The following is a 15893-nucleotide window of genomic DNA, read 5'->3' on the forward strand; positions in this document are numbered from 1 at the left end:
GATGGATATGGAAGCGCTGTTGAAGGGAACCGACGCATCCCTTGGCGAATGCGTCGGTTCCAGAAGCTTATGCGTGGCGGATTTCCGTTCCCAGCACCTTCAAACATTCGCGGATGAACGCAGCAAGCGCCGTCCAGCCTTTGGCCGAAACCATTGTCCCGTCCACATAGGCCTCGGTCGGCGACAGGTCGATATAGGTGCCACCCGCCAGTGTCACCTCAGGCTCGCAGGCGCCGAGTGCTGCGACCTTCTTGCCACGCACCACGCCGTCGACAGCGATCAGGATCTGCACACCGTGACAAATGGTGAAGATCGGCTTCTTGGCCTCGTGGAAATGACGCACGATCGCCTGCACGCGCTTGTCGGTGCGGATGTATTCCGGGCCGCGGCCGCCCGCGCAGTAGACGGCATGATATTGATCGAGCTGCCTCTCGGCTTCCGAGAAAGTCTTGTTGATCAGCGCATAGTGGCCGAGCTTTTCAGTGTAGGTCTGGTCGCCCTCGAAGTCGTGCAGCGAGGTCTTGATCAGATCTCCGGCGTTCTTGTCCGGGCATACCACGTGGATGGTGTGACCGACGGCTTCCATCGCCTGCTGATAGACAAAGATCTCGTATTCTTCGGTGAACTCACCGGTCAGCATCAGTATTTTTTTGCCTGGCATGGCTCTTCCTCTCTGTGTTTTGAGCAACGCAAGGCGCAGACCGCGCCCTGCCTTTCGGTGAAATCGGGTAGGGTCAGAATGGCGAGTCCGGGAAATAGTATTCCTTGGCGTTGGCCTGGGTGATCAACGGCGCGTCGAGCTTGACGGTGCCACGGACAGGTGCCTGGCCGATCAGGTTGGCGACGGTCATGTAGATCGCGGTCTTGATCATCGACGGCGGATATGGCGTCTCGACCGGCGTCATGGCGTCGCCGTCGATCACTTTCTTGACGATGTCCTTCATGCCGTTGCCACCGAGCGCCAGCTTGATATCGGTCCGGCCCGACTGCTTGACCGCCTCGAGCACGCCAAGCAGCATGTCGTCGTCATTGGCCCACACCGCATCGATATGGGGGTACTTGGCCAAATAGTCCTGCATCAGCTTGAAGGCTTCGTCGCTGTTCCAATGCGCGTACTGGATGTCGAGGACTTTCAGATCAGTGCCCTTGATCGTGTCTTGAAAGCCCTTGATGCGCTCGTCGTCGATGACGGTCGGAATGCCGCGCAGCACAACGACGTCGCCCTTGCCGCCGAGCTTGTCGATCATGAACTTGGCTGTGTTGGTGCCGACCGCGATATTGTCGCCGGCGAGGTAAAGATCCTGGACGGAGGCGTCCGTCAGACCGCGATCGACGACGGTGATGAACGTGCCCATGTCCTTGATAGCCTTGACCGGCTGGGTCAGCTCTTCCGAGCTGTAAGGCAGGATCACCAAAGCATCCAGCTTGCGGCTGGCCGACAGGTCCTCAAGCGCGCTGACCTGCTCCGCCGCGGACGGCGACGTCTTCACGACCACTTCGACGTTCGGGAACGCGGCGTTGATTTCCTTGGCCGCCGCTTGCGCGTGATAGACGATGCCCGCCGTCCAACCGTGGTCAGCTGCCGGTATCGACACCGCGATGACCTTCTTATCTTGCGCCATGGCCTGGCCGGCCAGCAGCAGCGCGCCCAGTGTCGCCGCCGCAATCCATTTTCTACTGAACATTGTCTTCTCCCTTGGACCTACAAGAACGTTAATCCGCGTGGTCCGGACGCGGCGCTATTTCGAATTCGAAAACCGCTGGATGAGCATGGCGATAATGATGATGACGCCCTGAACAGCGGCAACGAGGTATTCCGAGACGAAGTCCGACAGCACCATGAGGTTGGCGATGAGCTCCAGGATGACGGCGCCGGCGACTGTTCCCCACACATGGCCCTTGCCGCCGCGCAATGCGGTGCCGCCAATCACCACGGCTGTGATGACCTGCAGTTCCCAAAGCTGTCCGGTCGTCGGCGTTGCGGCGCCCAGGCGCGGCACGTAGCAGATCGCGGCAATCGCCACGCAGACACCCTGGACGATATAGGCGACGGTCCGTGTCCTGATCACCGAGATGCCGGAATAGCGGGCGACATCCTCATTGGCGCCGACCGCCGCGCATTTACGGCCGTATTTCATTTTGTACAGGATGAAGGATGCGACCGCGGCGACGGCGACGGATATGAGGATTGGAACCGGGATGCCGGCAACCGTGCCGAAATAGACAGGCCGGTAGGCCTCGCGCAGCGACCGGTCGATCGGTATCGTGCCGCCGTCGGTCAGATAGGTTATCAGCGCCCGGAAAATCCCCATCGTGCCCAGCGTGGCGATAAATGGTTCGATCCTGCCGACCGTGACGATGAGGCCGTTGGCAAGCCCGCACAGCAGTCCGACCAGGATCGCCACCGCCATACCGGCGGGAATAGCCCAGATGCCGGCATGCGGCGCCACCGCGTTCATGAACATGATGGTGATGCCGGTGATGAAGGCGGCCATCGAGCCGACGGAAAGATCGAGCCCCCCGGACGAGATCACAAAAGTCGCGCCGACCGCGATAATGGCGATGAAGGCGCTGCGGGTGATGACGTTGGCGAGGTTGGTGGCGGACAGGAAATCGGGGTTGATGAGGTAACCGACCACCAGCAGAGCTGCCAGCGCAAGAAAGGGCCCGATGTCGGTCCAACTGATGTTGAGATCGAGGGGGCGACGCCTGGGTGCGGATTCGGTCATGACAGCCATTCTGTGCCTCCCTTGGCTTTTGGCCCTGGCTTGGGGCCACTGGTCGCCAGTACCGCCACATTGCTTTCGGTCATTTCGGCGCCACTGACCTCGCCGGTGATGCGGCCTTCGCGCATCACCAGGATGCGGTCGCAGATGCCGATCAGTTCCTGCATCTCCGAAGAGATGACGATGCAGGCCTTGCCCTTGGCCACAAGCTCCTGGATGAAGGCATAGATCTGCGCCTTGTTGGCGATGTCGATGCCACGCGTGGGCTCGTCGATAATGACCACCGATGGATCGGTCAGCAGCACCTTCGCCAGCAGCAGCTTCTGCTGATTGCCCCCGGAAAGCTGGCCCGCTTTGGCGCCGAGGCTCTTCAGCCTGATGTCATATGCCTCCACGGCCTGTTCCAGGGCCTCCGCTTCGCGGCGCCGCCCCATCGAGAGGCCGGGATGGAACACACCGAGCGCCGACAGCGTCAGGTTAGGCGCCAGGCGCTCCTGCAGCAGCAGTCCCTTGCCCTTGCGATCCTCGGTCAGGTAACCGACGCCGGCGTCGATCGCCGCGCGCGGCGATTGGAAATGGATCGACTTGCCCTCAAGTTCGACCTTGGCGGCCGCCGGGCGCAGGCCGATAATGCCCTCGAAGAGTTCGGTTCGGCCAGCGCCGACCATGCCGGCGAACCCGAGGATCTCGCCTTTGTGAACCGTGAACGACACGTCCTCCGCATAGCCGGGAACGGAGGCGTTCCTCACGCTCAGCATCGGTACATCCGAAGGCGCTGCGGTCCTTTCAGGATAGAGTGCGGCTAGTTCGCGACCGACCATCAGCCGCGCCATATCCATCTGGCTCAGCGTCTTGCCGGGATAGGTGCCGACCATCTTGCCGTCGCGCAGAACGGTCACCTTGTCGGCCACCCGTTGCACCTCGTCCAACCGGTGGCTGATATACAGCACGGCGATGCCGTGAGCCTTCAGTCGCAGGACGATCTCCAGCAGGCGCTCGACCTCGCCACCGGTCAGAACGGCGGTCGGCTCGTCGAAGATAACCAATTTATAGTCGTCAAGCAGAGCGCGAGCGATCTGCACCATCTGCCGGTCTGCCAGCGAGACGTCGCGCACCAGTGCCCTTGGCGAGACCGCGCAGCCGATCTGCGCCAGTTTCTCGGCCGCCAGCCGGCGCATGGTGCGGTCATCCACGACAAGGCCACGCGAAAGCTCTCGCCCGAGAAACAGATTGTCGGTGACCGTGAGCCCCTCGGTGAGCAGGATCTCCTGGTAAACCAAAGCGATACCGGCATCCTGTGCCTGGCTGGGCTTGGCAAATTTCACCGCATGTCCGTTCATCGACAATGTGCCGTGGCTTGGCTCGACATAGCCGGACAGCAGCCGCATCAACGTCGACTTGCCGGCACCGTTCTCGCCAATGATGGCGTGGATCTCACCGGGCAGGACGTCTAGGGTGACGTCCGACAACACCGTCACCGGGCCGTATTGCTTGGACAATTGCTGGGCGCGCAGCACCGGTTCGAGCGAACCATGCGCATTGCTGGACAACGTGCTCCCGCCCTCCCCGGCGATATTCGCGGCAATGGACATCCGTTCCCTCAATCGAATGCCGGGAGCAGGCGATCGCGCGAGTGCTCTATATGGATGCGCATCGCCTTTGCGGCGGCATCGGGATCGGCAGAGCCGAACGCGGCAAGAATCGCCTCGTGTTCGTCAAGTGCCTCTTCGGTCACACGTGCATGAAACATCAGGCGGAAGATGTGGAAGTGCGTGTGCTGGTGGCTCAACGTCTCGCGGATGAGTTCGTTTTGAGAAAACTCCAAGATCTTGTCGTGGAAGATCGCATCCTGCCTGGCGAAGTTCGAATAGCGTACGCGATCATCCTTGCCTTCGCGGCGTGACATCACGCCGGCGGCTTCGAGCAACAGATTGAGCTTGGCCTCGTCCATCATTGCGGCGGCCTTTGCCGCGCCATGCGGTTCGAGCAGCAGACGCATCTCGTATAATTCGTCGAAACGGCGCCGGGTGATCTGGGGCGCGGCACGATAACCGATCAAATGCGTCTTGAGCACCAGACCTTCGCCTTCGAGCCGGCCAAGGGCTTCGCGGATCGGCGTGTGCGAGACGTTGAATTCCTTGACCAGGCTGTCGACTGTAATACGTGAGCCTGGCGGGATCTTCAGCGCCATCAACTGCGCGAAGATGGCTTCATATACATCTTCGACGAGACTGTTGGCGCGCTGGATGCGACCAACTCCAATGGTGGCGTCGCTTGGGTCGGGTAAGTTTGCGGTCTGCATATTTTGCCTCTTGACAGTGAGGACTGCTAACACGATGGTCTCGTCGATGCAATCCTATATCCTATACGATTTAAAGCGGATATTGTTTTGGGGCGAGAGACACGTTCTTAGACCGTCCGATCCCAAGCCCAGTTCAATGCCTCCGTTTCCAGTCAGCCGCCGTCAAAGGACCGATCATGACCCTCTTCGCCGCCCTGCGGTTGCCGCGTGAAATCCTGTTCGGGAAAGGGCAGCGCCATGTGCTGCCGACGGTCGCCGCCCGGTTCGGCCGACGTGCGCTGGTCTGCACCGATGAGCGCTTCGCGGGCACAGCGGTATTCGCCGACATCATCAAGTCCCTTCAGTCGGCTTCGATCGAAGTCCTTGTGCATGACCGCGTTCTGCCCGACGTGCCACGCGACACGGTCGGCATCTGTGTCGAGGAAGCGAAGGGGTTCAGACCGGACATGGTGATCGGCATCGGCGGCGGCAGCTGTCTCGATTTCGCCAAATGCACCACGCTGCTTCTCAGCCATGGCGGCAAGCTCCAGGACTATTACGGGGAGTTCAAGGTGCCGGGTCCGACACTGCCGCTGATCGCCGTGCCCACCACGGCCGGCACCGGCTCCGAGGTGACGCCGGTCGCGGTGATTTCCGACCCGGACCGGACGCTCAAGGTCGGCATATCGAGCCCTCACCTTATCGCCGCAGTCGCTCTGTGCGATCCCGAACTGACTATGACCTGCCCCCCTGGCCTGACCGCGATCGCCGGCGCTGACGCGCTGACCCATGCGATCGAGGCCTTCACCGCCATGCGGCGCGGTGAAGACCCCAATCTGCCGCAACAGCATGTCTTCATCGGCAAGACTGCGCTGACCGACCATTTCGCGTTGCTCGCGATAAAACTGCTTGGTCGGAGCCTGGAGAAAGCCTGCAGCGACGGCACCGATGCCGACGCGCGCGCCGATGTCATGATGGGCGCGCTGGCGGCGGGCTGCGCATTCGGCACCGCCGGCACGGCGGCGGCGCATGCCGTGCAATACCCGGCAGGCGCCCTCACCCACACCGCCCATGGTTTGGGCGTGGCGACAATGATGCCTTACGTGATGACCTATAACAGCCGCGTCGCCGCTCACGAGATGGCAGAGATCGGCGCGGCACTTGGCTTGGAGACCAAGGCCAGAACCGCCGCCGAGATGGCAGCCGCCACAATCGAGGAGATCAGGCGATTGTTCGCGGCGATCGGTATTACGCCGACACTGGCGGATTTGGGCCTCCCCGCCGACAAGCTTGACTGGACCGCCGAGCAAGCGCTCGGCATCGACCGCCTGATCAAGAACAATCCGCGTGCCTTCGATCTCGGCACGATGCGACGCCTCGTCCAGGCTGCCCATGACGGCGACCTCGCCGCCTGCGTTATGTGAAGAACGGAACAAAGCGATGAATTTGAAGGCTCAGCAACTCGACCAGGATGGCTATGACGTGCGCGGTTTTTCGCACGGACTTTACATCGACGGCACTTGGCGGCCGTCCTCCGACGGTCGGCTCATCGATGTCGTCGATCCCTCCTCCGGGGCGGTGATCGCGGCGGTTCCCGATGCGACGGTCGAGGACGCCACCGCCGCCGTCGCGGCCGCGGCCAAAGCAGCTAAGGGATGGCGGGAAACTGCGCCGCGCAAACGCTCGGAAATCCTTCGGCGCTGTTTTGAGCTCATGGTCGAACGCTCCGAAACGCTTGCCATGCTGATCTCCCTGGAGAATGGCAAGGCGCTGCGCGACGCGCGCGGCGAAGTGGCGTACGCCGCCGAGTTCTTCCGTTGGAATGCTGAGGAAGCGGTCCGCATCACCGGTGAGTTCGGCACCGCGCCCTCCGGCAGCAATCGCATCGTGGTCGATTATGAGCCGATCGGAATTTGCGTGCTGATCACACCGTGGAATTTTCCGGCCGCTATGGCGACCCGCAAGATCGCGCCGGCGCTGGCGGCAGGCTGCACTGTCGTCCTGAAGCCGGCAAGTGAAACACCGCTGACGGCCTATGCGCTGGCGGCACTCTACAGCGAAGCCGGCGTGCCTGCCGGCGTCGTCAACGTGCTGACCACGACCAGTCCCGGGCCGCTGACTTCGGCCATGCTCGCCGATCCACGCGTCAGGAAACTGTCCTTCACGGGGTCGACGGGTGTCGGCCGAACCTTGCTCGGCGAGGCTTCAAAGCATGTCATTTCGTGTTCGATGGAACTCGGCGGCAATGCCCCGTTTGTCGTCTTCGACGATGCCGAACTCGACGCCGCCCTCGACGGCGCGATGATCGCCAAGATGCGCAACGCCGGCGAAGCCTGCACCGCCGCCAATCGCCTCTATGTACAATCGGGAATTTATGATGCTTTTGCCGACGGGCTCCGCAAGCGCATGGCGGCACTTAAGGTGGGAGCGGGACCGAATGCAGACACAGAATGCGGGCCGATGATCACCAGAAAGGCTGTCGACAAGATCGACCGCCTGGTCAAGGACGCCGTGGGCCGGGGGGCCAAGGTGCTTTGCGGCGGGGCGATTTCGGAGGAAGAAGGGTTCTTCTATCCGCCCACAGTGCTGTCCGATGTGCCGCCCGATGCGGAGATGGCGCACGAGGAGATTTTCGGCCCGGTGGCACCCATCACACGCTTCGACACCGAGGCCGAGGCGATCGCACATGCTAACAACACGGAATATGGCCTGGCCGCTTATATATACACACGCGATATTGGACGCGGCATGCGGGTGGCGTCGGGGATCGAGGCCGGCATGATCGGTCTCAACCGAGGACTGATGTCGGATCCGGCCGCACCATTCGGAGGCGTCAAGCAGAGTGGCCTTGGCCGCGAAGGCGGCCAGCACCACGGCATCGCCGAGTTCATGGAGGCTAAATATATTGCCGTCACCTTCTGAACCGGCAGTCATGTCAAACGACCCTTTCCGCACGCGCGACCATGTGGCCGACTTTGACGATATCGTGGCCGACATAGTAAGCCGCAGCGCCGAAACCCGGGCTACCCTACCGATGTCGGCTGATATCGCCTATGGCGAGGGCAAGGCCGAAAGGTTGGACCTCTTCTTTCCGCCCGGCGAGCGCAGGGACCTTCCCGTGCACATCTTCATCCATGGTGGCTACTGGCGCATGTTCTCCAGGAGCGACTATTCGTATGTAGCGAACACAGTCACCAAAGCTGGGGCGATCGCCGTCATCGTCGACTATGCGCTGATGCCCGAATTCAGGATGGCGGCAATCGTCGCCCAGGTCCGGCGCGCCAAACAATGGGTGCTGGACAATATAGCCGCTCATGGCGGTGACCCGGCCCGGCTAAGCGTAAGTGGTCATTCGGCGGGCGCACACCTGGCCACATTCCTGTTCGAAAAGACGCCAATGCCATCGCGCATACGTGCGGCGCTGCTGCTAGGCGGCCTTTACGACCTCAAGCCCCTTCAGACGTCCTTCCTCCAGCCGCTAATCGGAATTACCGATGAGGAGGCAGCCGCCTTCACCCCAATGACGCGGTGGCATGACCCGGAGACGGCAGCGACCATTCTCGTCGGAGATCAGGAAACGTCACCTTTTCACCAGCAGGCCGCCGACTTCGGAAAGCGCTTGCGCGCGCAGGGGCACCTTGTCTGCGACCTCCGCCTGAATGACCGAAACCACATGAACAGCGTGCGTGATCTGGGCATCAGCGGCACACAATCTGGCGATTGCCTGATGGCGATGATCGAGGGAAACTGCCTATAGGACGGAACCTGGGGAAGCAGAGCCGCTTGACTGCCGGGCCAGACACTCCCGTCACTCAAGAAAGTACCGTCACGGGATCGCGGCACGCTACCGGCATCGGACTGAGCTTAGCGGCAGGTGAAATCCGGCAGAGGACACAACCGACGATTCCTCATCCTCTTTCTCCACACTGACGAACTGCACAGCGCATCAGAAAATCGAAATTGCCCCTGCCGCCCTGAGTCGCGATGGTCTTAACGCAAGCAGCCGGCTTAGGGCTGTGGAGGAAACGTCGTCGCGGCAAAGCCCCTGGGGCAAGGCCGCTTTGGCACGCCGCTGGTTCAAACCGGCAGCGAGGGAGGAACTGACTTGGCTGGTTCGGGCAAATCCGACACCGCGCGCTTGGGCATCAAAATGTCCCAGGAACTCGTCGTCGGCGCGATCTCGGCCGTCCTGTTCCTGGTGTTCTCGGCGACGCTCAACAATTTCCTGAGTCAAGGCAACATCCTTGCCATTCTCAAGAATGTCTCGATCCTCGGCACGCTGGCCGTCGGCATGGGGTTCATCGTCGTCGGGCGCGGCATCGACCTGACCATGGTGGCGGTGATGGTGGTCGGCGTCGCCTTCAGCATTTGGATCTCCACCTGGGGCGTCGACTTCACGCTGGCCATCATGTGCGGCGCCATCCTGGTCGCGGTCATCGGCCTGTTCACCGGCGTCATGGTGGCAGTGGCCGAAATTCCGCCGATCTTCGCCACCCTTGCCATCGCATCCTCGGTCTACGGCTCTGGCCGCATCGTCTTTGCGTCCGACGTGCTCTATGCCCCCTCCGATATTGGCTGGCTGAAATTCGTCGGCAACGGAACCATCTTCAGCATCCCGATGTCGGTGATCATCTTCGCGGCTGTGGCCGCGCTCATGGGTTTCTTCCTGAGGAAGACCCGCTTCGGCCGGCTGGTCTATGCCACTGGCGATAACCCGAACGCGGCCCGCACCACCGGGCTACCGACGCGCCCGATCATCGTGACGCAATATGTCATCAGCGCCCTCATTGCCTATACCGCCGGCATCATCATGCTGGGGCTGGTCACCGGCATCGACACCCGCCTCTACAATTCCAGCCTGATCTACGACGTGCTGCTGGTGGTCGTGTTGGGCGGCATCGGCCTCTCCGGTGGCCAGGGCGGCGTACGCAACGTCATCGTCGGCACCATTCTGGTCGGCATCCTGACCAACGGGATGACGATCCTGAACTTCAGCTACACCAGCCAGAACCTGATCAAGAGCGTGATCCTGCTGGGCGCGCTGGCGATCGACGCCATCATCAATCCGCGCGACGAGCAGACCTCGCAAAGCGGCGACATCTGAAACAAGAACCGAGACATAAATCTGGGAGGAGAAACATGAAATTGTTCAAGAACTGCCTGTTCGCGGGCATGACAGCGCTCGCGCTGCTGGGCGCGGCGAAAATCACCACGGCGCAGGAAACCGACCAGGTCGGCCGCTCCACGTATCTCGAGGCGCTCAAGGGCAAGAAGGTCATCTTCGTGCCGATCTCACAGGGCATGGACCTCAACCAGGCATGGGTGGTGGTGTGGCAGCGTCACGCGGCACGCTACGGCTTCAGCCTTGAAGTGCGCGATCCCTCCGGCGACACCAATGCCGGCATCCGCGCCATGCAGGGCGCCATCGCCGAGAAGCCGGACCTGATCATCGTGCAGAACCCCGATGTCCAGACCTACGCACGCCTGTTGAAACAGGCGCAGGCGGCCGGCATCAAGGTGCTGCAAGTCAACATGCAGTCGGCCACCCAGACCGACAGTTATGTAGGCAACGACTGGATCGAAATGGGCCGTCTCGAAATGGGCGAACTGGCCAAACACTGCACCGGCCCCAATGCCGTCTCGCACAAGGTGGTCTGGCTCGCCGGTGTCCAGACGGGCGCCGCCAACATCTACATGCGCACCGGCATCGACGAGGTGCTGAAGGCCAATCCCGAGCTGCAGCTCGTCTCCGACCAGCCGGCCGATTACATGAGCGAAAAGGCCCGCCAGATCACCGAGACGGTCCTCCAGCAGCATCCGGACCTGTGCGGCATCATGGGCATCTGGGACAATGCCGAGGTCGGCGCAGGCGCCGCCGTCGCGGCCGCCGGCAAACAGGACCAGGTGACGATCGTTACCAATGGCGCCGGCAGCGCCACGGGCTGCGAGAGCATCAAGAACGGGCTGCTCGACGTGATCTTCAACTTTAATGCCCCGATCCAGGCCGAGATCGCCGCACAGCAGATTTCCGAGCTGCTGCAGCAGCCCGAGCGGCAAGCGGGCAGCGAGAAGACCATCTTCTTCGGCCCGATCACCCGCGTCGACAAGGCCAATGCGACCGGCAGGAATTGCTGGAAGCTGGACGAGCTCAAGTAACGGACTTCCTTGATGAGCATGGCCGAAAGCCTTGTGCGCTGGCGCTACCGCCTGCTCCCCGACCACGTGGTCGGGGAGATCCTGACCAAGAAGTGGATCGACAGCGTCATCCCCTTCACGGCGCTGGTCATTTTGTGCGCGATCTTCGGCTCGATCGTGCCGGGCTTCTTCGATCTGGCGACGCTGACCAATCTCAGCGGCCAGACCGCCGAGCTTGGCCTGGTGGTGCTCGGCATGACCATCGTCATGGTATCGGGCGGCATCGATCTGTCTGTCGGGTCGACCTTCGCGCTCGCCGTGCTGGTCACGCTCTATGGCATGAATGTCGAGCAGTGGAGCTTTGGTACCGGCCTGTTGGCGTGCCTGGGCCTCGGCGTCGTCTGCGGCGCCATCAACGGCTTCCTGGTTGGCTTCCTGCGCATGCGGGCCTTTCTCACCACGCTGGTGACGCTCATCATCTACCGCTCGACCTTCGACATCGTCTTCCCGCAGGTCTCGACGCGGATCGTCACCAGCGGTTCGGATTCGCCGGCCTATGATTTCCTTGGTTTCGGCACGATCTGGGGCGTGCCGACATCCTTTGTGGTCTTCGTCGTCATCGCGCTGATCATCCATCTCGTGCTGTCGCGCGCCCGCTATGGCTGGCGGCTGTTCGCGGTCGGCGGCGCGCGGCGCTCTGCCTACAATGCCGGCATCAATGTGCGCTTCATCTTGTTCAGCGCCTATGTCTTGTGCTCGGTGCTGGTGGCGCTCTCCGGCTTCTTCTTCTCGGCCCGCATCGGCAGTGCTGCTTCCGACATCGGCACCGGGCTCGAACTGCAGGTGTTGACCGCGACCGTGCTCGGCGGCATCTCGCTCGGCGGCGGGCGCGGCTCGGTCGCCAAGGCGCTGATGGGCACCGTTTTCGTGCTTGTCCTGTCGAACAGCCTGCTTGCGCTGGCCGTGCCCGGCCCGGTCAATTTCCTGATCCTCGGCATCGTGCTGCTCTTGTCGGTGCTTCTCGACGTACGCTGGGTGAAGAACCGCCACAAGATCCTGCGCAGCGTCTACATCTCGCCGACCTTCGCCAAGATGCCGCAGGCGATCTCGACCGCGCCCGGCGCGCCGATGGCGGTGAACGACCGGTTGAAGGACGTCGGCGTCATCGGCCTCGGCTTTCTCGACGGCGCGGAAGATGTGATCTTCGACCGGCAGGACCGCCTCTACACCGGCAGCCGCCAAGGCGATATCCTGCGCTTCCAGCCGCCGCACTACACCGACAGCGAAGTGTTCGCACATATTGGCGGCTCGCCGCTCGGCATGGCTTTCGACCGCGACGACAACCTCGTCATCTGCGTCGCCGGCATGGGCCTCTACCAGGTCTCGCCGGCCGGGGATGTAAAACTGCTGACCGCCGAGACCAACCGCTCACTGACCTCGGTGGTCGACGACTCCACCATGAAGCTCGCCGACGACTGCGACATCCTGCCGGACGGCCGCATCGTCTTCTCGGAAGCGACAGTGCGCTTCGAGATGCATGACTGGTATGCCGACGCGCTGGAAAGCCGCGGCAACGGACGCATCATCGTCCATGATCCCAAATCCGGTTCGACACGCACACTGCTGTCGAACCTCGTCTTCCCCAATGGCATCTGCACGGCCTTCGACGGCCAGTCGGTGCTGTTCGCCGAAAGCTGGGCCTGCCGCATCAGCCGCTACTATTTCGATGGCCCGAAGAAGGGCCAGGTTGAGCGCGTCATCGAGGGCTTGCCCGGCTATCCCGACAACATCAACCGCGCCTCCGACGGCACCTACTGGCTGGCCCTGATGGGCATGCGCACGCCGGCATTGGATCTCTCGCTTGAAATGCCGGGCTTCCGCCGCCGCATGGCGCGGCGCGTATCGGAAGATGCGTGGCTGATGCCCAATCTCAACACCGGCTGCGTGCTGCGCTTCGACGAAAACGGCCAGATCCTCGAAAGCCTGTGGGACCAGGCCGGCGAGAAGCATCCGATGATCACCTCTATGCGCGAGCACAAGGGCATCCTCTATCTCTGCGGCATCTTCAACAACCGCATGGGCACTTTGCCCCTGAAAGGCGTCGATCCCGACTGGTTCAGCTCGGATTCCTACTGGGGCAAAAAGTCATGAGCGGTTTGAACCAGCTTCTTGACCGCTTTCTCGGCCGTGGCGAGTGGGCCGTGACCGTGCCGACGCTCGACGGGCCGTTGCTGCCCAACCAAGGACTGGAGGAAGCCGGCCAATTCGCCGGCCTCGCCGAGGCCGACAATCTCGTGCGCACCGAAAAGGGCCTCCTGGCAAGCAGCGCCAACCGGCTGATGCGCTTTAGCGCCGACGGCCATGCCGAAACCTTGCAGGAATTTCCGGGCGAGATCACAGCACTCGCCCATGCCCGCGGCATGACCGCGATGGCCATCGACGGCAAGGGCGTCGTCATCCGCGGCGGCCTGCATGACGGGCGCGAGGCGACGGGCGAGGAGGCTCGGCGCCTCTCCTGCATCACCGCTCTCACCTTCCTCGACAGCAACACCTTGCTGGTGGCCAACGGCTCGGCCTCAGTGCCGGCGAGCGGTTGGCGTCGCGACCTGATGCGGAAGAGCGTATCCGGTTCGGTCTGGCGGCTCGATCTGAAAAACGGCCGGCTGGAGCTGATCAGGGATGGCTTGGCCTGGCCGGCCGGCATCGCCACCACCGGCTCCAACCGCATCTACGTCTCGGAGGCCTGGCGCCACCGCGTGCTGGCGATCGACCTTGCCACCAAGGCGACGCTGCCCGTGCTGGAGCATCTGCCGGCCTACCCCGCGCGCATCGCTCCGGCCTTCAACGCCGGCTACTGGCTGACCTTCTATTCCGTGCGCAACCAGTTGGTGGAGTTCATCCTGCGCGAGGAGACCTACCGCACCCGCATGCTGGCGGAAGTCCCGGAGGCCTACTGGATGGCGCCGTCGCTCGGCTCATGGCGCGACTATCGCGAGCCCATGCAAGGCAGCCAGTTGAAGCAGATGAACGTGCTGAAGCCATATGCGGTGACAAGGTCCTACGGGCTGGTGGTCCTTTGCGACCAGAACATGAAGCCGCTGTCGAGTTTCCATTCGCGCGCCGACGGCAAGGTGCACGGGACGCTGAGCGCCTGCGAGCTGGGCGATGACCTTCTGGTCGCCTCGCGCGGCGGATCGCGGATCGTGCGCGTGGCGAGCGCCGCCAGTGGCAAGCGAGGCTAAGCGATGTCGGACGCCAACATCATTGAACTCAGGGGCGCCGCCAAGGCGTTCGCGCGCATTCCGGCCTTCAAGAATGTCAATTTCGACCTGCGCAAGGGCGAAATCCACGCGCTGCTCGGGGAAAACGGCGCCGGCAAGTCGACGCTGACCAAGGTCATGGCCGGTGTCTTCAAGCTGACCGAGGGCAAGATGACCTTCGACGGCAAGGATGTGTCCTTCGCCACGCCCGCCGAAGCGCTGCGCGCTGGCATCGCCATGGTGTTCCAGGAAACCAACCTGGTGCCGGCCATGACGGTGGCGCAGAATCTCTATCTCGGCGAAGAGAAGATGTTCAACCGGTTGCGCGGCCTCTACATTCAGGCGCGGCAGTTCCTCGCCGGCATGGGCTTCCAGGTCGACCCGTCCGCGCAGGTCAGCACGCTGGGCGCGGCGCACAAGCAGATGGTGGAGATCGCGCGCGCCGTCCACCACAAGGCCCGCGTCATCATCTTCGACGAGCCGACCGCGACGCTGACGCCCGAAGAGAAAAGCCACTTCTTCAAACTTTTGCAGCGGCTGGTGAAGGAGGGCATCGCCGTCATCTTCATCACCCATGCGCTGGAAGAGGCGCTTGCTGTCGCTAACCGCATCACGGTCATGCGCGATGGCGAGATCGTCGCGTCCGGCGAAGCCAAGGGCTTCACCCGCGCTTCGATCGTGCAGGCCATGGTCGGCCGCACGCTCACCGAAACGCTGCATGGCGACGTCAAGCGCACGGCGCGGCCTTATGGCGACAAGGTGCTTTCGGTCGAGAACCTGTCCTGCGCCGGCCTGGTGCGCAACTCTTCCTTCTCGGTGTTTTCGGGCCAGGTCACCGGCATGTTCGGCCTTGTCGGCGCCGGCCGGACCGAAATGGCCAAGGTCGTCGCCGGACTGTTGAAGCGCAACATCTTCCACGGCGGCGAGATCCGCCTGCTCGGCAAGTCGGTGCGCTATCGGGTGCCTAGGCCTGCGGTGCGCGACGGCATCGTCTATGTCACCGAGGATCGCAAGGTCGACGGCTTCTTCGAAACCATGACCGCGGGCGAGAACCTTCAAGTGGGTGAACTGACCGAGGGCGCCAATCCCGTCTCCATGGTGTCGCTGGCGCGGGCCAGGCAACTGGCCCGCGAATGGGGCGAACGTCTGAGCCTGCGGCAGACCAGCGACCGAGCCCGGATGATCGAGCTCTCCGGCGGTAACCAGCAAAAGGTCGTGATCGCCAAATCGCTGATCCAGAAGCCTAGGCTGGTGATCTTCGACGAGCCGACACGCGGTGTCGACGTCGGCGCCATCGTCGAGATCCACCAGCTCATCAGCGATCTCGCCGAGCAAGGCATGGCCGTCGTTGTCATCTCGTCCTATCTGCCTGAAATTCTCGCCGTTTCGGATCGCATTCTGGTGGTCAAGCGCGGCCGCGTGGTCGAGGAGATGATGCTGTCGGAGGCCACCGAAGAACGCGTCATGTTCGCCGCTGTTCATTGAGCGGCC

13 protein-coding genes are annotated in these 15893 nt (G+C 62.6%); 8 read left to right on the forward strand and 5 right to left on the reverse strand.

Features of this window, described 5'->3' with window-relative positions:
- Positions 1-67 precede the first annotated feature (67 nt).
- The 5 genes from NKJ67_RS11400 to NKJ67_RS11420 form a co-directional block, all read right to left on the reverse strand.
- Positions 68-661: a DJ-1/PfpI family protein gene (locus NKJ67_RS11400; RefSeq protein WP_013533129.1), complete on the reverse strand. Its 594-nt coding sequence runs from the start codon at positions 659-661 to the stop codon at positions 68-70.
- Between the two features lie 73 nt (positions 662-734).
- Entirely contained in the window at positions 735-1685 is a 951-nt protein-coding gene (locus NKJ67_RS11405; RefSeq protein ID WP_013533130.1) for a substrate-binding domain-containing protein, read from the reverse strand.
- Between the two features lie 54 nt (positions 1686-1739).
- Positions 1740-2738 carry an ABC transporter permease gene (locus NKJ67_RS11410; protein WP_502905199.1) on the reverse strand — a complete coding sequence of 333 codons (999 nt, stop codon included), beginning with the start codon at positions 2736-2738 and terminating at the stop codon, positions 1740-1742.
- Positions 2726-4318: a sugar ABC transporter ATP-binding protein gene (locus NKJ67_RS11415; RefSeq protein WP_352581377.1), complete on the reverse strand. Its 1593-nt coding sequence runs from the start codon at positions 4316-4318 to the stop codon at positions 2726-2728. The genes NKJ67_RS11410 and NKJ67_RS11415 overlap by 13 nt, the downstream gene beginning before the upstream one ends.
- Before the next feature lie 8 nt (positions 4319-4326).
- On the reverse strand, positions 4327-5028 hold the full coding sequence (locus tag NKJ67_RS11420) for a GntR family transcriptional regulator (RefSeq protein ID WP_352581378.1): 702 nt from the start codon (positions 5026-5028) through the stop codon (positions 4327-4329).
- Between the two features lie 176 nt (positions 5029-5204).
- Here NKJ67_RS11420 and NKJ67_RS11425 point away from each other — a divergent pair, with 176 nt between their 5' ends.
- The 8 genes from NKJ67_RS11425 to NKJ67_RS11460 all read left to right on the forward strand — a co-directional run bounded on the left by NKJ67_RS11425 (position 5205) and on the right by NKJ67_RS11460 (position 15887).
- Positions 5205-6431, forward strand: coding sequence for an iron-containing alcohol dehydrogenase (locus NKJ67_RS11425; protein ID WP_127811197.1), 1227 nt, complete (start codon positions 5205-5207; stop codon positions 6429-6431).
- A 16-nt stretch (positions 6432-6447) separates the two neighbouring features.
- Complete coding sequence (locus NKJ67_RS11430) at positions 6448-7929, forward strand: NAD-dependent succinate-semialdehyde dehydrogenase (RefSeq protein ID WP_256747165.1); 1482 nt, start codon at positions 6448-6450, stop codon at positions 7927-7929.
- Between the two features lie 10 nt (positions 7930-7939).
- The gene (locus NKJ67_RS11435; RefSeq protein ID WP_352581488.1) at positions 7940-8764 is read left to right on the forward strand and encodes an alpha/beta hydrolase; all 825 of its coding nucleotides are present in this window, start codon (positions 7940-7942) and stop codon (positions 8762-8764) included.
- A 393-nt stretch (positions 8765-9157) separates the two neighbouring features.
- Positions 9158-10111, forward strand: a complete 954-nt coding sequence (locus tag NKJ67_RS11440; RefSeq protein WP_245491240.1) for an ABC transporter permease — start codon at positions 9158-9160, stop codon at positions 10109-10111.
- A 35-nt stretch (positions 10112-10146) separates the two neighbouring features.
- Positions 10147-11163 (forward strand): sugar ABC transporter substrate-binding protein, encoded by a 1017-nt coding sequence (locus tag NKJ67_RS11445; protein ID WP_127320431.1) that lies wholly within the window; start codon positions 10147-10149, stop codon positions 11161-11163.
- 12 nt (positions 11164-11175) lie between these two features.
- The gene (locus NKJ67_RS11450) at positions 11176-13293 is read left to right on the forward strand and encodes an ABC transporter permease (RefSeq protein WP_127326922.1); all 2118 of its coding nucleotides are present in this window, start codon (positions 11176-11178) and stop codon (positions 13291-13293) included.
- Positions 13290-14384, forward strand: coding sequence for a strictosidine synthase (locus tag NKJ67_RS11455; RefSeq protein ID WP_352581379.1), 1095 nt, complete (start codon positions 13290-13292; stop codon positions 14382-14384). Before NKJ67_RS11450 ends, NKJ67_RS11455 begins: the two co-directional genes overlap by 4 nt.
- Positions 14385-14387: 3 nt before the next feature.
- Entirely contained in the window at positions 14388-15887 is a 1500-nt protein-coding gene (locus NKJ67_RS11460) for a sugar ABC transporter ATP-binding protein (RefSeq protein ID WP_352581380.1), read from the forward strand.
- Positions 15888-15893 lie beyond the last annotated feature (6 nt).

The sequence above is a fragment of the Mesorhizobium sp. M0088 genome, from assembly GCF_040322895.1.
In the GTDB taxonomy this organism is placed as follows: Bacteria; Pseudomonadota; Alphaproteobacteria; order Rhizobiales; family Rhizobiaceae; genus Mesorhizobium.